At 38.6% G+C, this 24,008-nt stretch carries 28 protein-coding genes and 1 pseudogene; 18 read left to right on the top strand and 11 right to left on the bottom strand.

The window, feature by feature from the left end; all coding sequences use genetic code 11:
• Nucleotides 1-11: 11 nt before the first annotated feature.
• Nucleotides 12-746 carry a glycosyltransferase family 2 protein gene (locus BK009_RS03990; RefSeq protein WP_100907845.1) on the bottom strand — a complete coding sequence of 245 codons (735 nt, stop codon included), beginning with the start codon at nucleotides 744-746 and terminating at the stop codon, nucleotides 12-14.
• 431 nt (nucleotides 747-1,177) lie between these two features.
• On the opposite strand from BK009_RS03990, the gene BK009_RS03995 reads away from it, so the two are divergent.
• On the top strand, nucleotides 1,178-2,350 hold the full coding sequence (locus tag BK009_RS03995; protein ID WP_100907846.1) for a glycosyltransferase family 4 protein: 1,173 nt from the start codon (nucleotides 1,178-1,180) through the stop codon (nucleotides 2,348-2,350).
• 21 nt (nucleotides 2,351-2,371) lie between these two features.
• On the opposite strand, the gene BK009_RS04000 is transcribed toward BK009_RS03995, so the two are convergent.
• The 3 genes from BK009_RS04000 to BK009_RS04010 form a co-directional block, all read right to left on the bottom strand.
• Entirely contained in the window at nucleotides 2,372-3,256 is an 885-nt protein-coding gene (locus BK009_RS04000; protein ID WP_100907847.1) for a glycosyltransferase family 2 protein, read from the bottom strand.
• On the bottom strand, nucleotides 3,253-4,260 hold the full coding sequence (locus BK009_RS04005) for a glycosyltransferase (protein ID WP_100907848.1): 1,008 nt from the start codon (nucleotides 4,258-4,260) through the stop codon (nucleotides 3,253-3,255). The genes BK009_RS04000 and BK009_RS04005 overlap by 4 nt, the downstream gene beginning before the upstream one ends.
• A gap of 83 nt (nucleotides 4,261-4,343) precedes the next feature.
• Nucleotides 4,344-5,054, bottom strand: a complete 711-nt coding sequence (locus tag BK009_RS04010) for a hypothetical protein (RefSeq protein WP_100907849.1) — start codon at nucleotides 5,052-5,054, stop codon at nucleotides 4,344-4,346.
• Nucleotides 5,055-5,545: 491 nt separating this feature from the next.
• Here BK009_RS04010 and BK009_RS04015 point away from each other — a divergent pair, with 491 nt between their 5' ends.
• The 5 genes from BK009_RS04015 to BK009_RS04035 all read left to right on the top strand — a co-directional run bounded on the left by BK009_RS04015 (nucleotide 5,546) and on the right by BK009_RS04035 (nucleotide 10,698).
• Nucleotides 5,546-6,244, top strand: coding sequence for a (Fe-S)-binding protein (locus BK009_RS04015; RefSeq protein ID WP_100909100.1), 699 nt, complete (start codon nucleotides 5,546-5,548; stop codon nucleotides 6,242-6,244).
• Nucleotides 6,237-7,451, top strand: coding sequence for an LUD domain-containing protein (locus BK009_RS04020; RefSeq protein ID WP_100909101.1), 1,215 nt, complete (start codon nucleotides 6,237-6,239; stop codon nucleotides 7,449-7,451). The genes BK009_RS04015 and BK009_RS04020 overlap by 8 nt, the downstream gene beginning before the upstream one ends.
• A 92-nt stretch (nucleotides 7,452-7,543) precedes the next feature.
• Nucleotides 7,544-8,257, top strand: a complete 714-nt coding sequence (locus tag BK009_RS04025; protein ID WP_100907852.1) for a (5-formylfuran-3-yl)methyl phosphate synthase — start codon at nucleotides 7,544-7,546, stop codon at nucleotides 8,255-8,257.
• 180 nt (nucleotides 8,258-8,437) lie between these two features.
• Nucleotides 8,438-9,928 carry an IMP dehydrogenase gene (guaB, locus tag BK009_RS04030; RefSeq protein ID WP_100907853.1) on the top strand — a complete coding sequence of 497 codons (1,491 nt, stop codon included), beginning with the start codon at nucleotides 8,438-8,440 and terminating at the stop codon, nucleotides 9,926-9,928.
• A 146-nt stretch (nucleotides 9,929-10,074) separates the two neighbouring features.
• Nucleotides 10,075-10,698, top strand: a complete 624-nt coding sequence (locus BK009_RS04035; protein WP_100907985.1) for a molybdenum cofactor guanylyltransferase — start codon at nucleotides 10,075-10,077, stop codon at nucleotides 10,696-10,698.
• Between the two features lie 233 nt (nucleotides 10,699-10,931).
• Here the strand turns inward: BK009_RS04035 and BK009_RS04040 are convergent, their stop codons facing one another.
• From BK009_RS04040 to BK009_RS04070, 7 genes are all read right to left on the bottom strand, one after another.
• Nucleotides 10,932-11,171: a pseudomurein-binding repeat-containing protein gene (locus tag BK009_RS04040; protein WP_100906191.1), complete on the bottom strand. Its 240-nt coding sequence runs from the start codon at nucleotides 11,169-11,171 to the stop codon at nucleotides 10,932-10,934.
• Nucleotides 11,172-11,297: 126 nt separating this feature from the next.
• Nucleotides 11,298-12,065 (bottom strand): hypothetical protein, encoded by a 768-nt coding sequence (locus BK009_RS04045; protein WP_100909102.1) that lies wholly within the window; start codon nucleotides 12,063-12,065, stop codon nucleotides 11,298-11,300.
• A gap of 192 nt (nucleotides 12,066-12,257) precedes the next feature.
• Nucleotides 12,258-12,818: a precorrin-6Y C5,15-methyltransferase (decarboxylating) subunit CbiT gene (cbiT, locus tag BK009_RS04050; RefSeq protein WP_100907855.1), complete on the bottom strand. Its 561-nt coding sequence runs from the start codon at nucleotides 12,816-12,818 to the stop codon at nucleotides 12,258-12,260.
• Entirely contained in the window at nucleotides 12,815-13,375 is a 561-nt protein-coding gene (locus tag BK009_RS04055) for a UbiX family flavin prenyltransferase (RefSeq protein ID WP_100906188.1), read from the bottom strand. The genes cbiT and BK009_RS04055 overlap by 4 nt, the downstream gene beginning before the upstream one ends.
• A gap of 132 nt (nucleotides 13,376-13,507) precedes the next feature.
• On the bottom strand, nucleotides 13,508-14,671 hold the full coding sequence (locus BK009_RS04060; protein WP_100907856.1) for an HD domain-containing protein: 1,164 nt from the start codon (nucleotides 14,669-14,671) through the stop codon (nucleotides 13,508-13,510).
• Nucleotides 14,672-14,858: 187 nt separating this feature from the next.
• Nucleotides 14,859-15,299 (bottom strand): molybdenum cofactor biosynthesis protein MoaE, encoded by a 441-nt coding sequence (locus BK009_RS04065; protein WP_100906186.1) that lies wholly within the window; start codon nucleotides 15,297-15,299, stop codon nucleotides 14,859-14,861.
• Nucleotides 15,296-15,820: a nicotinamide-nucleotide adenylyltransferase gene (locus tag BK009_RS04070; protein ID WP_100906185.1), complete on the bottom strand. Its 525-nt coding sequence runs from the start codon at nucleotides 15,818-15,820 to the stop codon at nucleotides 15,296-15,298. The genes BK009_RS04065 and BK009_RS04070 overlap by 4 nt, the downstream gene beginning before the upstream one ends.
• Nucleotides 15,821-16,473: 653 nt before the next feature.
• Between BK009_RS04070 and BK009_RS04075 the strand changes: the two genes are divergently transcribed.
• From BK009_RS04075 to BK009_RS04130, 12 genes and pseudogenes are all read left to right on the top strand, one after another.
• Nucleotides 16,474-18,171, top strand: a complete 1,698-nt coding sequence (locus tag BK009_RS04075) for an ATP-binding cassette domain-containing protein (RefSeq protein ID WP_394340092.1) — start codon at nucleotides 16,474-16,476, stop codon at nucleotides 18,169-18,171.
• A gap of 51 nt (nucleotides 18,172-18,222) precedes the next feature.
• The gene (locus BK009_RS04080) at nucleotides 18,223-18,774 is read left to right on the top strand and encodes a flavin reductase family protein (RefSeq protein WP_100907986.1); all 552 of its coding nucleotides are present in this window, start codon (nucleotides 18,223-18,225) and stop codon (nucleotides 18,772-18,774) included.
• Between the two features lie 144 nt (nucleotides 18,775-18,918).
• Entirely contained in the window at nucleotides 18,919-19,329 is a 411-nt protein-coding gene (locus BK009_RS04085) for a universal stress protein (protein ID WP_236951032.1), read from the top strand.
• A 217-nt stretch (nucleotides 19,330-19,546) separates the two neighbouring features.
• Nucleotides 19,547-20,047 carry a hypothetical protein gene (locus BK009_RS04090; protein ID WP_100909104.1) on the top strand — a complete coding sequence of 167 codons (501 nt, stop codon included), beginning with the start codon at nucleotides 19,547-19,549 and terminating at the stop codon, nucleotides 20,045-20,047.
• 145 nt (nucleotides 20,048-20,192) lie between these two features.
• Complete coding sequence (locus tag BK009_RS04095; RefSeq protein ID WP_100909105.1) at nucleotides 20,193-20,639, top strand: pyrimidine dimer DNA glycosylase/endonuclease V; 447 nt, start codon at nucleotides 20,193-20,195, stop codon at nucleotides 20,637-20,639.
• Nucleotides 20,640-20,858: 219 nt separating this feature from the next.
• Nucleotides 20,859-21,017 carry a rubredoxin gene (locus BK009_RS04100; RefSeq protein ID WP_100907860.1) on the top strand — a complete coding sequence of 53 codons (159 nt, stop codon included), beginning with the start codon at nucleotides 20,859-20,861 and terminating at the stop codon, nucleotides 21,015-21,017.
• Between the two features lie 29 nt (nucleotides 21,018-21,046).
• Entirely contained in the window at nucleotides 21,047-21,205 is a 159-nt protein-coding gene (locus BK009_RS04105) for a rubredoxin (protein WP_100906178.1), read from the top strand.
• 100 nt (nucleotides 21,206-21,305) lie between these two features.
• Nucleotides 21,306-21,464: pseudogene (locus BK009_RS04110) on the top strand (rubredoxin); the annotation flags it as partial.
• A 148-nt stretch (nucleotides 21,465-21,612) separates the two neighbouring features.
• Nucleotides 21,613-21,774, top strand: coding sequence for a rubredoxin (rd, locus tag BK009_RS04115; RefSeq protein WP_100906177.1), 162 nt, complete (start codon nucleotides 21,613-21,615; stop codon nucleotides 21,772-21,774).
• A 46-nt stretch (nucleotides 21,775-21,820) separates the two neighbouring features.
• A complete protein-coding gene (locus BK009_RS04120) occupies nucleotides 21,821-22,333 on the top strand; it encodes a ferritin (protein ID WP_100909106.1) in 513 nt (170 codons plus the stop codon).
• Between the two features lie 161 nt (nucleotides 22,334-22,494).
• Nucleotides 22,495-23,181 (top strand): peroxiredoxin, encoded by a 687-nt coding sequence (locus BK009_RS04125; RefSeq protein WP_100906175.1) that lies wholly within the window; start codon nucleotides 22,495-22,497, stop codon nucleotides 23,179-23,181.
• A gap of 44 nt (nucleotides 23,182-23,225) precedes the next feature.
• Nucleotides 23,226-23,927, top strand: a complete 702-nt coding sequence (locus BK009_RS04130; RefSeq protein ID WP_100909107.1) for a superoxide dismutase — start codon at nucleotides 23,226-23,228, stop codon at nucleotides 23,925-23,927.
• Nucleotides 23,928-24,008: the final 81 nt, after the last annotated feature.

Here is a 24,008-nt window from a genome sequence, read left to right on the forward strand (position 1 = left end):
GATCTAGCTCTTCAAAGGTTTTGACTTCGACGAAACTTAACAAAGTAATAAATAAGGCGGTTGTAAATTTTTTGTAGAACCATTGGGCAGTAAGTATGCCAGTTGCCGTTAGTAGTGTAAATCCAATTGTAATTTTCCTTATGTTTATTAATTATTTTTTTTAATGTTGAGTAATATTCATCACCAAATGCATATCCTGTGGAATGGTGGTAACAATATTCAGGAATAACATAAACATCTAAATTATCAGCTAGAATAGTGAGACAGTAATCCACAGCGTAGAGATGCCAGTTATCACAAGTTAACTCGTCAAACTGGTGTTCCTTAAAAACTTTTTGTGGAATTATGAAAAGACATTCATCCAATGTTTGTACTTTTTGTGGTTTGCTAATGGGATTATTTCCAGAGAGTACAGGTGGTTCATCATGGGTCATATTAGAGACCTGATTGCGGTGGATTTTACCTGCCACTCCAGCTATACCCACATTATTTGAAGATTTTAAAGTGTTTTCAACTTCTTCTAGCCACTGAGGGTAAGTGAATAGCATATCTTGATGTGCGAACATGAAATAGTCACCATGTGCTTTACTAGCACCATGATTTAGTGCTTGGGCTGCTGATGAGAACTTATTTTGAGTATTATCAACTAGTATTAACTGAAAATCATTTTCCTGAATTTGCAAGCTTTTTAGTAAGAAACGTTCCAAGGTTTGTTTATTATTATAAACGCAAATTATAGATATCACTCATTTCACCTATTAATCACAATTATTCTACTTAATAAGTCTATAAATTAGCTTTTTCGCAACCCGAATTTAATTCTACCCATTAACTATCCTTAGAAATCATCTTTAATTAATAATTTTCTGATAACTCTATCTCTTTTTTTCCAAATAAATATCTAGCACTGGATTTTCATCAATAGGCAAAGTGGTAATATTCCAAATCCTTCAGCACCCAGATACCTAGTAGCTTACATCAAATACAAAAACCTATTAAATAACTAAATATGGGGGAGTCGGATAGTACACCTATATTAATAGTTTACCCATATTTTTTGCTGTTTTTTGGATTCTATTCATAATATATAACCATTAAAACAGTATGTATGAATTATATATATTTTAGATAGAATAAGTAATAAAATGAGTTTCAGAAAAAATGATAGGAGTTCATAATGAGAATTGGATACTTCATCGGTCACTTTCCATACCCCCATAGGCTACAAGATGACATTTATATCAAAAAATACGCACATGGGGGAGTAGAGATGGCTGCCTATCACTTGGCTAGGCACATGGTAGAAAAGAGTGAAGATGTAGATATATTCACAACAGCCATTGGTAAAAATGATGAAGAGCAAAGTAATGGATTAAAAATACACCGTTACGCCACCAGCTTTAAGGTAGCCAGTGCCAATGTTTCTTTTAAACTTTGGAGGGAACCTTTAAACTATGAACTGGATTTAGTTCATGCCCATTCTCCCATCCCTTATTCAGATTTACCTGCGCTACGTTATGCCAAGCGATATAAAGTACCATTTGTTGTGAGTTACCATTTTGATGGTCAGGAGACTGGGGGCAGTTTTTTAAGAAATAGTGGAGTTATCCTTTACAATCGATTATTTTTGAGTAAAGTCCTAGATCAGGCAGAGGTAATACTTGTGGGAACTAGGACCTATGCCAATGAATCTCCCCATTTAAAGGAGTTTCATGATAAAATCCGGGTTGTGCCCTATGGCATCAACCTTAAAGAATTTCAAATATCTTGTTCACCTAAGGAAGCACGGCAGAAGTTAAATTTACCCTTGGAAGGGGATTTAATACTATTTTTTGGAAGTCTCGTGCCCTACAAAGGACCAGAAGTTTTAATTAAAGCTTTGAAATTATTAGAACATAAATCAGCTCATGTTGTCTTTGCTGGACGAGGGCCCATGGAAATGGATCTCCGGCAGTTAAGCCAGGAATTAGGAGTCGAGAACCAAGTTATATTTGCTGGTTTTGTTCCCGAAGAACTAAAAAAGTATTATTACCGGGCAGCAGACATATTTTGCCTACCATCGGTTACAATGGCTGAATCTTTTGGTATTGTTAATTTAGAGGCCATGGCCTCAAGTTTACCTGTGGTGGCATCACGCCTGGGAGGACTTCCAGAAGTAGTGCGGAATGGTGAAAATGGTCTATTAGTAGAACCAAAGGTGGTTGGTGACTTAGCTAGTAAGTTATCTTTATTATTAGAAAATCCGACTCTCAGGCATAAGTTAGGTAAGAATGGAAGGAAAATTGCTGAAAACTACAATTGGGACCGGGTGGTTGATTTGATTCATAAAATCTATGAGGAAGTTTTATAGTGAAAATTATTTGATATAATTTCATGGCCCTTTAATACCATCCCTCATTCCGTGGTAAAGAGCAGATGTGAGTTTTCTAGATTTCACATAACGCAACATATGGTATAAAAAATATAAAAAGGATAATGAGATGAATATCGGGTATTGACATTTGTTGCTGTATTCCTTCATAAACCAAAAGCGGTTCCGGGTGAGGTAATAGACTCCCGTGGGATTTTTTGAAGTGGGAGATTCTTTATGATAGATCTTAGCTGCTGGTTGATAAATTATCCTGTAATCATGTTCTTTAACTCGGTAACACCATTCCACATCCTCATAGTACAAGAAATATTGTTGTTTTAGAAGACCTACATTTTCAATTACTGACTTTTTGATTAACAAGCAGCAGCCAGATATGTAATCAATTTCACTTTTGATCCCCGAGTCATGGGTGTCTAAATGAGGGTAATTAGTCCTTCCAGTGTATAAGTTTAGATTACCCCCAACAATACTAACCTTATCTTTTTGACCATAATAATAGACGGCAGGACCTATGATGGCATTCTTAGGGTTTTCTTCTCCGGTTTTTACCAGTTGAGCTAAAAAATTTTTATCCACCACTGTATCGTTGTTTAAAAGCAAAATATAATCTGGGTCTAGGTTTTTCAAAGCATAATTTATCCCTATATTGTTTCCTTGGGCAAAACCATAGTTTTTTGGATTTTTAATAAGAAAAATCCCCGACGAGTTTAGTCCAAGTTCTGATGAGTATTGTTCCAGCTTCTCTATAGAGTCATCTATGGAACCGTTATCAACCACTATTAAGTTAAAATGAGAATACTTGATATTTAAAACAGATTTTAAACACTCTATTGTGTCCTGCCAACTGTTCCAATTGATTATAATAATTGAAACCAGTGGGTTCATTCAAAGTCTCCTCTTTTTAATTTTTTGTTGTTCATTAAAATACCTTTCAAAAATCCCCAGCCAAATCCCATGTGTTCTAAAGGGAATACCAACAAAGTTTTGATTTGACCAAACTTAAAGGTGTAATATATATCAATTAGGAAATACATTGCTATTGGTGAAAAAATTATAAGAATAGTAAATTGAGTTATTAAACTATTTAAATAGGCGATTAAGGTTATCATGAATATTATAAAGTAGAATATAGTGATGGTTGGAATTATATGGTACCAATGGAAAGTTCGAGGATTTTTTATGGTAAAATTGGCTCTTCCCTCCCCATAATTAACCATTTGCTGCAAAAAAGCTTCTAAAGTACCGCGGCGATACTGGTAGACCAAAGCACGAGGATTTTGTAAAAGTTGGTATCCTTTTTTTATTAGCTGGTAGTTGAAGTCTGTGTCTTCACAATGACTCATTGTCTCATCATAGAACAAATCTTCTTCTTCCAATAAAAAACGAGGATATAAAGTGAATGCCACTGTTTCAACCTTTTTTATTGTATTTTCCTGAGCAAATGCCGTTCCAATACCACCGAAAGGTGTTTGTAATGCCTTAGCAATAATTTTACCCAAATCACTGTCATTGTCTGGGCTCGCGTAAGTGGAACCCACTCCACCTAATTTACACCTTTTTTCATACTTCTGATAAGTTTCAAGAAGTTTTTCCAACCAATCATGGTCAACATAACAATGACCATCAAGATATGCCACATATTCAGCATCAGAAGCTTCTAAACCAATATTACGAGCAGAACTTATAACTTCACGTGGATTTCTAAGTAATAGTACTCTGGAGTCGTTTTCAGCTATTTCTCGGATAATATCGGGTGTTCTATCACTGGAAATACCATCAACAACCAGAATTTTTATATCTTGAATAGTTTGATTCTGCAAACTCCCAATACATTTTTTAATATATTTTTCCTCATTTTTAACCCCAACAATAATATCTATAAAACTCATATACCACCATTGACTTAGATCAACTTGACGCTTAAGAGAAGATGTATTTGAATTACGTGCCCCTATTAAACTCCAGCATGTTTTTAGTTCTCTCTATTTTTTATTATTCGGTTTACAAAACTAACAAATCTCTGGGCATCACTCTTTTTAACCCCGTTAAATTCAAGTTCACCTTCATTGTAGATGATTTTAAAAGACCAGTTCTTGGATGAAATTAACGAATTAACAGAAGAAATTAAACCACCTATCCCTGATTTCGGGAATTTTGGATTATATCCATCCTGGATGGTAACAATGTCAGAATATCCTATAAATTGTCCACCATCAATCTCAATTCCGTCCCTGAGAACTCTAATATATTCACTAGGCCCTAATCCTTGAATAATATAATTCCCTTTAACTTCCAATATTTCCTGTAATTCTACTGCTAGTTTAAATTCTTTTAGTTCTGATTTGTCTAGTTCTGATTCTCTCGGAGGAAATTGGTCCTTTTCAAGGATTTCTTTGGATTCTATTAAAGTTTCATCTTGGTATTTTTCATCAACCTCAACAAGGTTTTTGGATTGATTTTCAATAAACACTGATTGGGGATCAAGATCTAAATCTGGATCCATATCCATGTCCGAAGCAGTGGGTTCTGTACTTTCTGAATCGTTTAAATCTTCAAAATATGGTAAAGATTCTGCGTAACGCAATTTTCCACCACATTCACATTCATCACTGAAATCTTCAACTTTTTCCCCTTCTTGAAGTTCGTAGTAACCCCCACATTGTTCACAAATTAAATATGTCATTTACAGCCCCCTTAGTTTAATTCAATATTCTAATTGGTTGTAAAGTATCTCTTAAATAATATTATCAATTAATAGAATAATTCTATTGTTATTTCAATTTTAATGTGAAATATAAATTCCGTTATATTAGAAGGTTTAGGCTTTTGTTGGTTGTTTTGTATTTCTAAACATTATGAATCCTGTCCCCCTTAAAAAATGTCTCTCATTTTAATAAAAATAACCAGCTATCTATGGATCATTATATAATCAGAAATCAACTACACATCTATTAATGAATATTGCAATTGGATCTTTATTGAAATTTTAATTGGTGAATGATTTGTGATACAATACTAAAAACCTGATATTTTAACTAAACTGGAATATATATCATATGATTTTACAATTGAAATGAAAAAATACTCTTTGAGCCTATTATCAGAGTTTAAAGATAAAACTATGGAATTTTATTGGGATGAATGGGATTGATTGAAGATTAATATGGTGACATTATGATTTACTTTAGAGGTTGTTTGTCACGGGAGAAAATGCCTGAAATCCCTGACACCACTGAGAAAATATTGGAAAAAACTGGAACCGATTACCGTACCTTGGATAATGAAGGATGTTGTGGTTCGGTGTTACTACGCACTGGTTTTTATGATGATGCACTCCAGGTTATGAAGGATACTTTAGAGGATATTAGGGGAGAGAAGATCTTGGTTTCCTGTGCAGGTTGTTATCGTACTTTTAAATATGAATATCCTGATATTCTGGGGGAAGATGTTGATGTGATTCACACTTCACATTTATTCTATGATTTGATTAAAGAGGGTAAGATCAAACCAGCGGCATCTCAAGAGAAGGTTACCTATCATGATCCCTGCCATCTAGGACGTCATATGGGGGAATATGAAATTCCACGCCATGTTATAAGTCATTTTGCTGAACTGGTGGAAATGGAACGAAACCATGAAAAAGCACGTTGTTGTGGGGCGGGTGGTGGTGTCAGATCTGCATTCCCTGAATTATCGATAGAAATAGGTAAAATGCGCCTGGATGAAGCTAATGATACTGGTGCCGAAACCCTGGTTACCTGTTGCCCATTCTGTATTTCGAACCTAGAGTTAGCCCAGGTAACATATTCAGGTAAGGGGATTACCATCGTGGATCTATCCCAGTTCATGTTGGGGAGGCTGAACCATGAATGACGCTGCCATGGAAATTATGAAGAGATCCTTTAATATACTGGACAAGCGAAGAGCAGACCTCCTCCAGGATGAACGTACTGTTAAGTTAAAGGAAAGGGTTAAAAATATTCGGGAAATTTCAGTTGAACATCTACCCCCACTCCTGGAAAAGGCATGTGAAACCCTTGAAAATAATGGGGTTGAAGTTATCATGGCCAAAGATGGTGATGAAGCCAGGGAGGCCATTTATCAGCTGGTGGAAAAGGAGGAGATGGTGGCTAAATCCAAATCCAACACCGCAGGGGAGATACAACTCACCGAATATTTGGAAAATAGGGGTATAAAAGTTCTGGAAACTGATCTGGGAGATAGAATTGTTCAATTTTCCAAGAGTCATCCCACTCACCCCATTGGACCAGCATGTCATCTTGACATGGATAAAATAGCAGAAATCGTGTCAGATGAATTTAAAAGAGAGGTAAAAGCCGAAGCAAAAGCCATTATGGGTGTGGTGAAAGATGATATTCTGGATAAAATATCCCAGTGTAGAATAGGGATCACCGGAGCCAACTCAGTTGCCGCCCATGATGGGTCACTGCTAATGGTTCATAACGAAGGTAATATAAGCCTTCTAACCATGATGGACCTGCATATCATACTGGTGGGCATTGATAAGGTAGTGCCCGATCTGGAAGATGCTGTATCAGTGGTGAAACTGGAAACTATCTATGCCACTGGAAAAACAGTTCCTGCCTATATGAATGTTATATCATCCCCTTCCAAGACCGCAGACATTGAACAGATCATATTAAAGGATATGTATGGAGCTAAACGAGTGGTTGTAATATTTTTAGACAACGGACGTAGCCAGGCACTCCAGAAACAAAAAGAATGCTTATGGTGCATTGGATGCGGCGCTTGCATCGTTAACTGCCCAGTTTACACAACTATTGGGCCTGATTTCGGATATTTACGCCATTTAGGAGGTAGAGGGGTGGTTTTAAGCAACTATATCCATAATGAGGCGGTTTGTTTTGATTCAGGGTTATACAAATGTACTTTATGCGGCCTGTGCACAGTGGAGTGTCCAGTGGAAATTCCCATTAACACTATGCTGGAAGATCTCCGCAAAGACTCGGTTAAAGGAGATATTTATCCAAAAAAACATGGCGAAATTAGAGATAATCTTAAAATAAGAAGGTCACCATTTAAACCGGATGAGAAATAAATTAATCTAAACAGTTAATTGCCATGATTTGAATCATAGGTTTTAAATATTAGTTAGAAGACTTGATAAATAATAAATAGGAGGAATCATATTTGCTTCTCTTGATCAGTCCCATAAACACACAAGAAGCACGAGAAGCCATAGACGGCGGTGCAGATATAGTAGATGTTAAAAATCCTAAAGAAGGTTCATTAGGGGCTAATTTCCCCTGGGTCATTAAAAAAATTCGTGAGATGACTCCCAATGACTTGCAAGTTAGTGCAACTCTGGGGGATGTTCCCTACAAACCAGGAACAGTATCCCTGGCAGCTGCTGGTGCAGTTGTCTCCGGTGCAGATTACATCAAAGTAGGATTATACGGAACCAAAAACTACTCCGAAGCTCTTGAAGTCATGGAAAACGTGGTTAAAACTGCTCATGAATTTAATGATAATGTAACTGTTGTGGCAGCTGGATACGCTGATGCCCACCGTGTAGGTGCCGTGGATCCCATGGACATTCCCCGGGTAGCTGCAGATAGTGGAGCCGATTTAGCCATGGTAGATACAGCAGTTAAGGATGGTAAAACACTTTTTGACTTCATGAATGAAGAAACTCTATCTAAATTCAATGAAGATACCCATAAATACGGCCTTCAATCAGCATTAGCTGGTTCAGTTAAAGAAGAACAACTATCATTACTTGCGGATCTTGGTTGTGACGTGGTTGGAATACGAGGTGCAGCTTGTATTGGTGGAGACCGGAATTCCGGTCACATACATCACGAGGCTGTTGCCCGGTTAAAAAAGATGGTTGAAAGCTTTTAATTCAGAGAATTAAATCTTTTCAACCTAATAAGATTTTAAATCTAATAAAGTCCCTCTCAAAGACTAGGAAGAGGTGATCATAAGTTGATCCCAGATAAGTGAGGAGTAAGTCACTGTTGGTGATTTTTAAATAATTAACTTTTAATTTTAATCCACCCTGTGGAATGGAGGAGAAATGTTATGTTTTCAGATAAATTAAAAAAAGCCCCGGAAGGATACACATTTGATGATTTTTTGCTGGTACCGTCCATATCCAACATTGAACCCAAAGATGTCCAAACAAAGACTAGGGTTTCTCGAAATTACAATCTCAACATCCCGATTGTGAGTTCGGCCATGGATACAGTCACTGAAGCTGAAATGGCCATTGCACTTGCCCAGGAAGGAGGGTTAGGTGTTATACACCGGAACATGAACATTAAAGAACAGGTGGCCGAGGTTGAAAAAGTCAAGCGTTCCGAGGATTTGACCATACGAGACGTTATAACCACTTCTCCAGATAGTTCTATCCATGAAGCAAGTATCATTATGGATATGGAAGACGTTAGCGGTCTACCTGTAGTGGATAATGGAAACGTGATTGGTATTATCAGCCGACGGGATATCAAACCTATCATCAACTCTGATGCTCAGAAAAAAGTACGTGAATTCATGACCGAGGAAGTGGTGACCATCAATGAATCCACCACGCCCGAAGAAGCTCTGGACATCGCTTATGATAACAAGGTGGAAAGATTACCGGTTGTTCAAAATAATCGAATAGTGGGTATTGTCACCATACGGGATATACTTGAACGTAAAAAACATCCCAATGCAGTGAGAGACTTAGATGGACGTTTCCTGGTTGCTGCTGCCACCGGCCCATTTGATCTGGAAAGAGCCATAGCCCTAGACAAAGCTGGAGCAGACATCATTGCCATGGATGTGGCCCACGCCCACAAACCCAGTATTATCAAGTCTGCCCGGAAAATGAAAGAAAACATCCAGGCTGATCTTCTGGTGGGTAACATTGCTACTGGTGAAGCAGCCGAAGCAATCATATCTGGTGTAGATGTTGATGGTTTGAAAGTGGGCATAGGGCCTGGATCAATATGTACTACAAGGATCATAGCTGGAGTGGGAGTACCACAGTTAACCGCCATATCCAGTGTAGCGGATGTCGCCAGGGAACATGGCGTGCCGGTTATTGGTGATGGAGGATTAAGATATTCTGGAGATGTTGCCAAAGCCATAGCAGTGGGTGCGGATGCAGTAATGGTTGGAAGTTTAATGGCAGGAACCACTGAATCTCCAGGTGAAGTGGTTATAATGAACGGCCGCAAATTCAAACAGTACCGGGGAATGGGATCACTCGGGGCCATGACTGGTGGTTCAGGAGCAGGAACTGACCGCTACTTCCAGGAAGTTAAAGGACCCATGAAGCACGCCAAACTGGTGCCTGAAGGTGTGGAAGGAGTTGTACCCTTCAAAGGACCGGCTGAAGAAGTGATATTCCAACTGATGGGTGGTCTTAAAGCATCTATGGGATACAGTGGTGCTGGTAACATCCCCGAAATGTGGGAGAAATCCAGGTTTGTCAGGATCACCTCCAGTGGTATGACTGAAAGCCATCCACATGACCTTTTAATAACAAACGAAAGCCCCAACTACCCCACAACCCGACTCATGTAAAAGGTTGTGGATAAATATTTTTTTAAATCTTTGGTGAAATACGATTTAAGAAATATAAAATTAAGAATAGAGTACTGAAATAAAATTTTTGGGGAAAAAATCTTATTTTACTTTTATGGAAAATTTTTTTGAGGGTTAAAAAATTCATGAAATCCTGTATAATACTTTGTGGTGGCAGAAGCCGACGTATGGGAAAGGATAAAGGATTGATGAATTTAGATGGGGACCCCTTCATAATCCACTTGTTGAAGATGGTTGTAAAAATTACTGAAGAAATCATACTGGTTTTAAGGGATAAAAAACAGGTAGAATTATATCAAAACTGTATTAATGACTTTAAAAGGCAAATACATAATCATGACCCCCACATCAAACTGGTAGTTGATATTGAAGTAGATCAGGGCCCCCTTCTGGGACTTTATACTGGCTTATCACACATAAAATCAGAGGGTGCATTAGTTTTGCCCTGTGATTCTCCTTTTGTCTCACCTTACTTTGTAGATAAAATGTTCGAATTAACAGAAGTTAGTGAAGCCTGTATTCTGGTTCCAGTTTGGCCAGATGGATCAACCGAACCATTACATTCTTATTACTGTAAAGAATGTATTCCTATAATTCAGAAACAGTTGGAAAATGGTTTTCGGAATGTTAAATCATTACTGGAAAAAATTGATGTAGCTTATGTTGGTGTTGAAGTTTTAGATCCAGGAAAAAAAAGTTTCATCAATTTAAACCGTCCAGAAGATGTGTCCCAATCCCTTAAGAAATAAAAAAATCATTATTCTAATAATTAACAATTAAAAACATAAACAAAGGGACGTAGGGGCAGGAGTAGTAAATAATAGTTCAAGATGAATCAACATCCCCATCTTTTTTTTAATTCATTTATTAAGCTGTTTAAGGTTATTAATTCTAGATAATCCAAGATAACTAATAAAAAAGGAGATTTTTTTATGGATTTAGAGAGATTTAATGAGGAAAATTGTGGGGTGATGTTCATAAATTATATTAAAACTGTTTCCACAACTGGAACATCTTCAAGGGGCGTAATGTCCACGCTTCCAGGGTTTCTTCCCATTTGGAGGAAGAATGTGTTAACCCTTTCAATCATATCTATATATTCTCTCTTGTGAATGCGGCAACCGTCAACAACCGCATATTTAGGCAGGTCTCCATTCAACCTTTTAAATTCTATTACCTTATCCACCATTTTTCTATACTGCTCGAGAGTTAGACTCTCCATTGCATCGACCACATTTAGTTTTTTAATGTTATTGGTAGCACCACTTAAAAAGGTTACGGAATAATCCCCATTTTAATTAATAAAGAATGAAATAAAAAAAAATTAAAGTGGGTTTTTATTGTCTAATTACTGAGTTATTTCCACGTGAGCGTGTTGATCAAAGGGATTGGTTCTAACTGCCAGTGAAAACAGGTAAGGGTAGTTTTTCATTAAATGTTCCATATACTGTAACCATTCAACTAATAAAAGGCTGTAAATCCGTACTAAATCCCCAGAAAGATGATCAAAGTCTGATTTTGGAAGCTTAGCCAGGTCAATACGGTTATCCAGTTCCTCCATGAGGTGGAATACTGCCCAGAGAAGATCAGTGAATGTTTCATGTTCCAGTAAGTTGGGGTTCTCCAGTAAAGCCAGTAAGAATTTCCGCTCATCTACCAGGAATTTTTTAGTATATATTAAAAACTGAATTGATTTGGGGTCATCCTTGATATTTAAGGTGTATTCAAATTCTTGGATGGCTTTTTTTGCCCTTTTGAAATCTTTTTCAGACCAGTTATTGTTGATCAAAAGATCGTCTTTTATGTGTTCAGCATCAGGGTCGAATTTGGTGATGGCTGTCAGTAGATCAGTTCCCACTTCACTGAAAAAGGCACCAATTACCATGTTTAGTTTTTCCATCATCTGCTTCTTTTCTCTGCTGCTGATGGCATTTTCAATTACCAACACCACGAAGAGTATCTCAATGGGTAAAAAGGCAATATCAATACCAATGTAAAATAAAACTCCATGGAGATCATGGAAGATGAAATAATTGGCCACGTAAAGTAAGGCAGAAAGTATAACCAGAAATATTCCCAGTTTAACCTTCCAACCAAAATATTCAGATAGTTTCATTCATTCACCTGTTTTAATCAATTAATAATTATATTATTTTAATTCTTTTTCCATATATAGGGGATTCACATCTTAATTAGAAAGTTTAAGAAATTAGTATTATACTGGAGTTTTACACTAATAACAGATTTTACCTCGTTTCTACCCATGTACAATAAATGGAGGAATATTATGCATTAAAATGTTACGATCTTATTTCACTGCAGAAATAATGGTGATTGGGTTTCTTCCCAGCATCATGGTGCCTCTTTCGGTTATTTTCCCCTTGGCAATGGTTACTTCCACCACATCGGGAGTCATTCCCAATTCTTTAAGGGTGTCAACCGCTTCAACCCTGGTTTCCAATAGGATGGAAGTTACCACTATTCGACCATGTTTATTAAGCTTTTCATATCCCTGTTTTATTATAAATGGGAGATCTCCACTGCTTCCACCTACCAGGAAGGTGTCGAAGGATTCAATGCCTTCCAATACCTCTAGGGCATCACCTTCCACCAGTTGAACTTTAGGGGTGAGACCATGTTTTTGCAAATTTTGACGGGTTAGTTCCAGGGCTTCCGGATTTTTATCCAGTGCAATCACTTTCCGGGCCTTACGAGCGGATTCCAGTGTTAAACCACCACTACCGCAGCCCACATCAACCACTGTATCATTGGATGCTATTCTGGCCTTGCACATTACCAGGCACCTTACCTCTTCCTTAGTAGGTCCGGGCACACCCTGGATCTGGACGAAATCCTCATCCGGGATCATGGGACCTCTCCCTGCCATCTCTGGTAGAGGTTATGGTCAATATGGAGAACATCCAGTATTTTACCCACTAGGAAATCAACCAGATCATCCATGTTCTGGGGTTGGTGGTAAAAAGCAGGCATTGCTGGGAGGATTATTGCACCTTCACGGCTGATACTTAGCATATTCTCTAAATGAACTGAACGTAAAGGCGTTTCGCGGGGCACCAGGAGTAACGTTCTTCTCTCCTTCAAAACTACATCTGCAGCCCGGGTAACCGCATTGCTGGCAAAACCAGTGGATATTGCAGAAATGGTCTTCATGGTACAGGGGACAATGACCATGGATTCAAAACGGCAGGAACCACTGTTAATGGCACTGGTAAGGTCTCCTGGATCATAAAACTTGTGACAAAGTCCCTTTAGTTCATCTTCATCCATCCCCATTTCGTATTTCAGGATGATACGTGCCGGGTCAGTTACCACCAGGGCAGTTTTCCTTCCCATTTCTTTCAATACTTCCAGGAGTCTGACACCGTAAATAACGCCGCTAGCTCCAGTTATGGCTACCACTATCATTTTAATCACTATTGTCTAAATAAGCTTATTTATCCACTTGAATACTATGTAATTAATGAATTAATTCTATAAAGTTAAATGTATATAGGAAAGTATTTGGTTAGAATCCAATAAATGGCTTTAGACGATGATTTAATCAGGGATATCTAGATAATCAATGAAATTAAGTTCAGAGGCTTTTTCTGAGTATTTTTCTGGAAGGTAGATGCATAAATCCGCATGATTGAAACGGGCATCTTTAAGTGCCCTAACCAGATTAGAAATATCACCTAGTGGGACAATATCCCCATTTACAGACACTGGAGTGGTCATTTCATGGAAAGATGGGTATTCTGGAATATCAACCATTATATATTCTTCACCAGCTCCTATGTCCAGGGCTATATCATTTTCAGCTTTTTTTATGGAAGTTATATTCATTTTAAAAATATCCTCTGGATTGGGTATGTCATTGAGTTTAAGGGAGTACACCCGTTTAAAGAGTTGCCTGTTGTCCAATCTTCTCATAATATCTCCGATGAAACCATTCACAGCTCTGGCTGATGAGATTATGTCAATATCATCGTAGCGGTAAATCTCGTGTTCATTGATTAGCTGTTTTTCCAGTAGTTTCCCCAAGCAGCGCCGGAACATGGAGTTAACAATCCTGGTGGTATGGTGCTGGTAAACACTTGGATACATGAAATAACGAGCTAACAACATGGATTCTGCTGCCTGAACACCTTTGCCATCCAGGAGGAGTAACTCGTTTTCCAGTTTCATATTGTAAATAAGGCGTTCCACATCGATAACACCATAAGCAACCCCTGTGAAGTATGAATCCCTTAGCAAGTAGTCCATACGATCCACATCCAGTTCACCTGAGATCATATGGCCCAGTGGCCCTTCACCACTGATCACCTTCAGTACTTCATTCACACTGAACTTTTCAGATAGAATGTCTCCCAGTTGTGATTCTTTAATGAGTTTGGAGGTGAGTTCCTCATGGGATGATTCAATACTGCCCTCTGATACATGAGAAAATGGTCCATGGCCCGCATCATGTAGAATGGCACAACATCGAATCAGGGAATGAGTATCTTCATCCAGCTGCAGGTTTAGGGCCAACCTGGAGGCCAAATACATGGTGCCAATGGAATGTTCAAAACGAGTATGATTGGCACCTGGGTACACCAGATAGGTAAATCCTAACTGTTTGATCCTCCTCAGACGCTGAATTTCAGGAGTATCCGTTAATTTAACTTCAAAATCATCTAACTGAAGATTTCCATGAACACTATCCCGAATAAACTTCATTTAGGACCTCCATGGAGCTTATAAATTGCTTTCCCCCTCTTGAAATGATTAAATTCAAGGTAAACCCCCATTTTGGAATATTCAGTTCAAATCTGACTCTTTAATAAATCGAACGCAATTTTAGCTCTGCCTTAAGTTCAAATCTGACATTAGTTCTAAATCTACCTAAGTTCAAAACCCGAATATTTTATCCTCCGGACATGATGATTTTACTACCAGCACTGCCCTTTTCCTCTTTTTTAAAGTCAAGTTCGTATTTTACTCTTTCTATAATCTCTTCCAGTGCTTCACGAGTTTCATGACGGTGGCTTCCAGCTACTGCCACCAGGAATAGAGGATCACCTGGTTTGAAATGGCCAAGGTAATGAACTACAGCAATTTCCTTTACTCCGTTTTTTTCCTGAACCTGGATTAAAATCTTTTCAAGTTCTTTTTCTGTTTTTTCAGGATCTGGAGATGTTAACACCATTTCATCCGTGGTTTTAGCCTCATCTTTCCCTCTTACAATTCCCTCAAAGGTGAATATGGCTCCACACTCCCCAATAGAGGGGGTTTCCTTGATTTTCTGGGTTAAATCATTCAGGGTGATTATTTCCTCATAATCTGGAATTATTCTGGCAAATATCATACTTCACTTACCTCCTTTCTGGCTAGTTGTTTAATTCTAGCAATACCATCAATTTCATTAATAACTTCTACTACTGATTCTGGGACTAATTTTTCCCAGTTATCACCAGCTAGCATTCTACGCCGAACTTCTGTCCCGGAATAGCTTTTTCTGTTAAATAATGGGGGTTCGGTAACCTGATAACCCTTTTCATGAAAAAGTCTCTGGACCAGTGGGTTGCCAGAGTAGACATGTTCAAATGGTGGGGTTAACATTTCCATATGGGCCACCCAGAGGGAGTTACACTCTATATCCTGCACTGGTATGATGTAGTAACAGGATGCTGGTATGTCATTTTCTGCCAGGGCCTTAGTGATCATCATCACCCTCTCTCCGGCGGTGAATGGATCTTTAAGACTGTGACTGACCTGCGCACTACCAATTCCAATGATCACTTCTTCCACATCATTCAGGATCCTTTCCATTACCTGAATATGTCCCCGGTGCACCGGTTGCATTCTCCCCACCAGAAGTCCTCTCATAATCAAACACCATATTTAATAATTGATTAAAATTTTAACATGATTGAAATTTTGTATTATAAATATTTGATTCTGAAGTCGAATTATTCAATCTAAGTTTTTTTTACCGTTTATTATATTACACTGCAAACCAAAATCATGAGTTTCAACTGACAATCCATTAAAATAATTTGAATTACCATTCTATTAAATATCACATAATCTAAATATTTCTCTCTTTTTGCACGCATAAATAATTAACCAAAAGATTGGAAAGATTGCTAATTTGGAGAGTTACCAATAAATCAATAAATAGGGAGTTATTTCAGAGATTAATGAGAATCTGATATAAAATATATTAGGATAGGGAGTATGAAGTGTTATTAATGTTTTGATGACTTTGTAACAAGTTTACTGAATATAAGAGGAAAGTGGTAAGGGGATAACTGGGGATATTCTGAAAGGTTAATATCCAAGTTTAGAATATTGAGGAAAAAATCACGATAACCTATATATCCCCATGGGATTAACAAGAGTTAGGGATTATAAAGACAATAACTTTATCAATAAATGCATAATAAATTTTTTGGGAGACTAATCCTTATTATGAAAAAATCAAAGGATAATGGTGATAAAGAATGATAAAGATTGAGAATCTATCAAAAACTTACCACATGGAGGAAGGTCTTAAGATCAAGGCACTGGATCAGGTTAACCTGGAAGTGGAAAAGGGTGAGATTGTGGGGATTATTGGGACCAGTGGTTCTGGTAAAACCAGTTTGCTCCGTGTGTTAAGGGGTGTGGAACCATTTGATGATGGGTCAATTACCATTGATGATGTGACAGTGACCCCTGAATCCACCACTTACTATTCCCGGAAACTGCGAGAGGCAACCGCAATTCACCTGCAGCGTTCCTTTGGATTATGGTCTGAAACAGCAATTAACAATGTTATAAGGAAGCTTTACGGGACTAAGTATGGGGATGAAGCATTAACTGATTTTGACTTTGCATTTGACGAGTTTGAAGAGGAAGCTATGGAAATTCTCCGTGTGGTGGGTCTGGATCATAAAGCCACTCATTTCGCACCAGTACTGAGTGGTGGGGAAAAACAGAGACTTATTATGGCCCGACAGTTAGCTAAAAAGCCCAAAGTTCTATTGTTAGACGAACCTGCCACCATGTCTTGCCCTAAGACAAAACAGGAAATTCTGGATGCGATTCGTAATATTAACCAGGACTTGGGAGTGACCGTAATCCTGGTTTCTCACCTTCCTGAGGTTCATCACTACCTCTCCCAGAGGCTGGTATTAATGGAAGAAGGACAGGTGGTGGATGTAGGTTCACCAGATAAAATAATCAAGGAATTCCTCCAGAAAATGGAAGATGAACTACCCAAACGTAACAGTGAAGATATTGGGAAGACCATAATCAAAGCCCGCGACCTGGAGAAAAGGTTTTATCTTCTTAAAGCAGGTAATGTGCTGGAGTTAACAGATGCAAGCTTCGATATTAATGAAAGAGAGATCGTTTCCCTTATTGGGCCCAGTGGTGCTGGTAAGACCGTGCTACTACGTATGGTGGGTGGTCTGGACCTTCCTGATGCCGGTAAAGTCACCTTTAAACTGGACGGTGAATGGGTGGACATGCACCAGCCTGGAATTGACCGAATGGAAATCCGCCGCCAAATGGGATTCATGCACCAGGAATTCGCACTGGTACATCACGCCCGTATCCGGGATCAGATCGCCGGAAGACTGGGAGTTAAAGGAATAATGGTAGTGGATGAAGCCAAGAAAAAAGCCGAAGAACTGGGTATCAGTGACCTGGCCCTGGATGTTCTATACCAGCTCACAGATCTTCCCGAAAATGAGGCAAAACAGCGTTTAGAACAGTTAGGTTTATCTGGAAATATTTTAGATGCACTTTTCCCAAGTTTCCCAGATAATAAAATCAAAGAATATGCTGAACCCATATTCAAAGCACTGGACCTTCCCCTGGATATTTTAAATCGTCGATCCTATGAATTATCAGGAGGTCAGAAAGTCAGGGCAACCCTGGCCCTGGTGCTAACATCACATCCCAAGGTTCTTATCTTAGATGAACCATTCGGTGATCTGGATCCGATAACCCTCCGTATTGTTTCCAATTCCCTCAAACGGATAAATAAAGAATTCAACACCACCATCATCATGGTTAGCCATCATATTGACTTCATTGAGGAACTTTCCACCCGTTCCATACGCATGGAAGATGGGAAACTCATTGGAGATGGAGATCCTGATATTGAGTGTGATAAATTCATTAAAAGCTGTGGAGCTCATTATCTTGAGAATATTTCCCAGTGGAAAGAGAAATTACTGGAAGAATAAAATTTTTTACTTGGATATAACTAAACATGAAAAAAAGGGGAGATTTTTACAATGGAATTTGAAAATATGGATGTGGGAAGCTTTTACCGAATGCTGGCACCTCGCCCCACCATAATTGTGACCACTGTGAATAATGAAGGGGAAGTTAATGCTGCCCCTTTTTCCTTCACCATGCCAGTTTCAGTTAACCCACCATTAATTGCAGTGTCATCTGTGCCCCGGCACCATACTTATCAGAATCTGGAAGAAACCAGGGAGTTGGTGGTTAACATTCCCAGTGCAGATATACTCAACCAACTATGGGTTACTGGTGAAAAGTTCCCCCAGGGAGTGAATGAGATTAAAGAAGCAGGTTTGACTGAGATGGATTCTGTTGAAGTCGCACCACCTTGGATAAAGGAATGCCTGGCCCATATGGAGTGTAAAGTTGAATTCACCCAGGAATGTGGTGATCATCATTTAGTGGTTGGACGGGTATTGAAGGTTGGTGTCAGGGAAGATGCCATGCGGGAAGGACTTCTGGATGTGGAAATGGTGAAACCATTACTCCATCTAGGTGGTAAGGACTTTGTGGTGGGTGACCATCGTAGGAAAGTGGATTGAAAATAATTTCAAGGTAATATAGCTTTATTAATCCAATTCTAGTAAAATTTGTTGGAATTAAATTAGATCAATGTAAGGGGAAATAAAAATAAAAGTGAATAAATAGAATAATATAATGGATTAAAATTATGGGAATAATTTAAAATGGGAAGTCAAAATATGTTCAACACTATAATGGTCCCCACTGATGGATCCGAGTACTCTAAAAGGGCTGAAAATACCGCATTATCTCTTGCTAAAAAATTGGGTTCAACTGTTGTTGCCCTCCACATAATCGATGATAAACTCATATATCCCTATGAAGTACTGCAGGATGAGGGTAAAGCCATTCTCCAGGAAGTACAAAAGAAGGGTCAGGATATGGGTGTGGAAGTCCATGAAATACTTCTGGTTGGAAGCCCCACCAAGGATATGGTCAAAATAACCCAGAAAGCAGGAGCTGATCTGGTGGTTATAGGTACACACGGGAAAACCGGACTGGAGAAGCTTATAATGGGCAGTGTGGCTGAGAATACTCTGAAAAAAGTTGAAATACCCATATTGCTCGTTAAATAAATTCCTTATCTTTCTAATTCATCTTTTTTTTAATATTAATTCATACCATACCTGAATCCACGGATAAGAGCTAAATAGGGTTCATAAGACAAGAAAGGCTACCTGGTTAAGATTAATGCCCTATGACTATTTTCATATCCCATATAGATCTAATAATATTTCTTAAGGATTAATGACTTACGTCACGAGAGATTTCAATGATAGGGGAGGGGTAATAATGAAAACCATAAAGGGGATTAAATGGATATGGCCCATTATCCTAATATTTTTATTTTTAATAAGTATGGGAACGGGTTTTTACATTTCCACATCAATAGCCTTCCCCCAGAATCCAGCCACATATTCCTATTTTGAGAAGATATGTAACATGCCCTACATCTCCACCCCTGGACCTCTACCTCCAGAAGTGTTTTGGCAGCAGGGTGGAAATTGTGATGACCGTGCCCTGGCTTTAAAAACGTATCTTGTTAGTAGGGGAGCTGAAGATGTTCAGATATGTTGGGTTTGCAGGATGGAAAACGGTAAAATGATCTCCTCCTATGATGGGAGCTATGGTCATTCCTTCGTAGTATGGAATAATAAGGTATACAATCCATCTATAAATGAGTCCCGGAAATTCTATGAGGAAGATATCCAAGAATTTCAGAACTTTTTAAAGGAATTATTCGGATTCAATACCTGGTATTTCGAAAACCAGACAGTTGGGACTTCATTTTGAATGTTCAAGTTAAAACATATTGTTATCATCACATCACTATATTCCAACTAGCATTAATACAAAACCAACTAAAATTTAATCTGACATTAATAAAAGATTAACCTGAATAATTACGTGAAAAAATGAATAAAATGGGGTGATAATAATGAGACTTTGGAGTCTTCATCCTGGATATTTGGATAGTAAAGGTTTGGTGGCACTTTGGAGAGAGGGTTTACTGGCCCGTGCTGTTTTAACAGGTAAGACTAAAGGTTATACCCATCATCCTCAGCTTAATCGCTTTAAGATACAGGATCATCCCCTTCTTTTTCTGGATACTTACCTAAACCATGTTTACAATGAAGCCTGTGCAAGGGGATATAATTTCAATCAGGAAAAAATTGGAGTAAATTGTACCACCAGGCAAATCCCAGTTACCAGTGGGCAACTATCCTATGAATTTCATCATCTCCAGGGGAAACTCCAGAAACGAGACCATGATACATACTTGGCAACAAAAAGGTTGATGGATAAAAAGGGATCAATCCAAACAAACCCTGTTTTTAAAGTAATTCCTGGTGATATTGAACCCTGGGAAAAGGTAGAAAAGTAATATTAAGAGTGAAAAAGGTTAAAAAAGTAATATTGAAACAGTTGAAAAGGTTAAAAAGTGAAATGGAAACTTACTGAATGAACATTCATAGTCTTACCAATATGATTATTAACCTGAGAGGTGCATAATACTTAATAGATAATTGAATTTAGATCAAGGGAATTTCCATTAGATAGATACTAAGATTCGTTGAAAAATGGTATTAGTGTAGGTGGTTGAATGAGCAGATACAAATGCAAAGTTTGTGGTTATATCTACGACACTGAATCTGGTGAGCCACGGAATAAGACAGCCCCTGGAACTGAATTTGAAGACTTACCTGATGACTGGTTCTGCCCTCACTGCGGAGCTAACAAACACCGTTTTGTAACTATATGATAGTAAACACCAGGAATTGGGGGAATACTATGAAAAGATACAAGTGTAAGGTCTGTAATTATATCTACGATCCTGAAGTAGGAGAACCGAGAACCGGAACTCCTCCTGGAACAGCCTTTGAGGATCTGCCCGATGATTGGACCTGCCCTAAATGTGGTGCTGGTAAATTCCGCTTCATAGCAATTTAATCCAACAAGTGTTTATTTTTTTAATTATCCACTGATCCTCAACCCACAAACCCGTATTTAAGGAAAAGGTTAAACTATGGAAAAATGAAAATGCAGACTCTGTGGTTACATATATGATCCTGAAAATGAAGACCCCAAAAGGAAAATATCCCCAGGAACACTATTGGAAGACTTACCTGAAAATTGGGTTTGTCCATCCTGTGGTGCAAAAAAAAGATATTCGTTAGGGTTGAATAAACAATCCAATGATCCTGGTTAAAAAAATCCTGTATTAAACTAGATTTAAACCTTATAGCGGGTTTTAGATCCTTAAAAAATTCATTGCTAAAAATTTTCCATGGGCTTTTCAAAAAAAATGTAATTTCATGAATTTATCATGAATAGTTAAACCAAAGAGGTGTAATAAAATGCAAAAATACTTGTGTAAACCATGTGGATACATCTATAACCCTGAAGAAGGAGATGAAATGTCAGGAATCGAGCCCGGAACTGCTTTTGAAGACTTGCCCGATGATTGGGTCTGTCCTATGTGCGGTGCGGATAAAGACATGTTCGAACCAGTTGATTAATTACATATATTAATTAATTTTTTAAAAGAGAGGGATGTGAAAAGATATGTTAGATGAAAAGATGAAAGAGGCCCTGAATTATCAGTTGAACCGGGAACTCTACTCTGGTTATCTATATCTGGCCATGGGGGCCTATTTTGAGGATGAAGATCTGCCGGGCTTTGGTAACTGGATGAGGATCCAGGCCCAGGAGGAGTTAAGCCATGCCATGAAGTTCTACGATTACTTGGTGCAGAGGGGTAGCCGGGTATTGATGGCTGAGATTGAAGAACCTCAAAGTGAATGGGATTCCCCAGTGGCTGCCTTTGAACACGTTTACCAGCACGAGCAAATGGTCACCGGCCTGATTAACGGACTGGTGAACCTGGCCCTGGAACTCTCTGACCATGCCACCAACAATTTCCTACAATGGTTTGTGGCTGAACAGGTTGAAGAGGAAGAATCCTCCAGCGGAGTCCTGCAAAAAGTTAAATTAGCCGGTAAATCTGGCAGCGGACTTTACATGCTAGACCAGGAATTAGCTCAGAGGGTATTCCATCCCCCAACTGCTAATGAATAATTTAAGTTATTTTTTATTTTCTTACATTTTTGGGATTTTCAGGATATATTGTCAATTTCCTCCTAAATTCACATTTAGTGTTTTGGAGAGTTAAATAATAAATAATAAATAAAAAATTGGATAAAAATAAGACTGTATAATTTACTTTATGGGGGTAAACTATGGGAGAAAAAGTTTACGAACTAAGAAAAATTAAGAAAAAAGGGAAAGGAATGCCACTTATTGGGGATAAATTCCCTAAAATGGAAGTTCAAACCACCCACGGAATGATGAAACTGCCCAAAGCATTTAAGGGGAAATGGTTCATACTCTTCAGTCATCCTGGAGATTTCACACCAGTGTGTACCACTGAATTCGTCTCTTTCCAGCTCCGCTACGATCTATTCCGGGACTTGAACTGCGAACTCATTGGACTTTCCGTGGACCAGGTTTTCTCACACCTGAAATGGGTTCAGTGGATTGCTGAAAACTTCGATGTGGACATTGAATTCCCTATAATCGCTGACACCGGTAAAGTGGCAGATACTCTGGGATTAATCCACCCTAACAAGGGCACTAACACGGTAAGAGCGGTGTTCATCGTTGATCCAGAGGGAATCATTCGGGCTATGCTCTACTATCCTCAGGAATTGGGAAGGAACATGGATGAGATTCTTAGAATGGTGGAAGCATTCCAAACTGCTGAAGAGAAGGGTGTGGCCATACCTGCCAACTGGCCCTGCAATGAAATCATTGGCAAAGGATTGATCATTCCCCCAGCAGCCGACATTGAAACTGCACTTAAACGTCCAGGAGAATATAAATGTTTCGACTGGTGGTTGTGCTACCGTAACTACTACAAATGGTAAGTAGAAGAGGTTTCGGACATAAATAGATTTAAAGGTGATATAAAATGGCAAAAAAGAAATATGAACTTCCCTCACTTCCTTATGGATATGGCGATCTGGCTCCCCACATATCAGAGGAACAACTCCAGATACACCATGACAAACATCACCAGGCATATGTGGATGGTGCTAACGCAATTTTAGCCAAATTTGACAGCCGTCCTGGTCTGGAATTTGATGTAAAAGCAGTGGCCAAGGAACTCTCCTTCAATGTGGGTGGATTCGTACTGCACAAACTATTCTGGGAAAACATGGCACCAGCTCCTAAAGGAGGTGGGGAACCCATTGGAACCATTGCCAAATACATTGAGAAAGACTTTGGATCCTTTGAAAGGTTTAAACAGGAATTTTCCCAGGCAGCCATTAGCACCGAAGGATCAGGATGGGCCGCCCTGACCATATGCCGGGCCACTGACCGGTTGTTTATCACCCAGATTGAAAAACATAACGTGAATGTGATTCCCCACTTCCGTATCCTGATGGTTCTAGATGTATGGGAACACGCCTACTACCTGGACTACAATAATGTCCGACCAGATTATGTGGAGGCATTCTGGAACATTGTAAACTGGGAAGAAGTGAATCGACGTATTGAGGTTGAACTCCTGGCCAGTGGATTGAACCTGGTGGACAACCGCCGCATACTGGACATGAAACTGGAAGAGTTCCAGGATAATTTCGATGATTGGCTGGAATCTATGAAGTAGAGCCTAATCATCCCTTTTTTATTTTTATTGGCTATATTATTTTGAATCAACTTTTCTTCAAATCATTTACTCTTTAATACA

The organism is Methanobacterium subterraneum (assembly GCF_002813695.1).
Taxonomy (GTDB): domain Archaea; phylum Methanobacteriota; class Methanobacteria; order Methanobacteriales; family Methanobacteriaceae; genus Methanobacterium; species Methanobacterium subterraneum.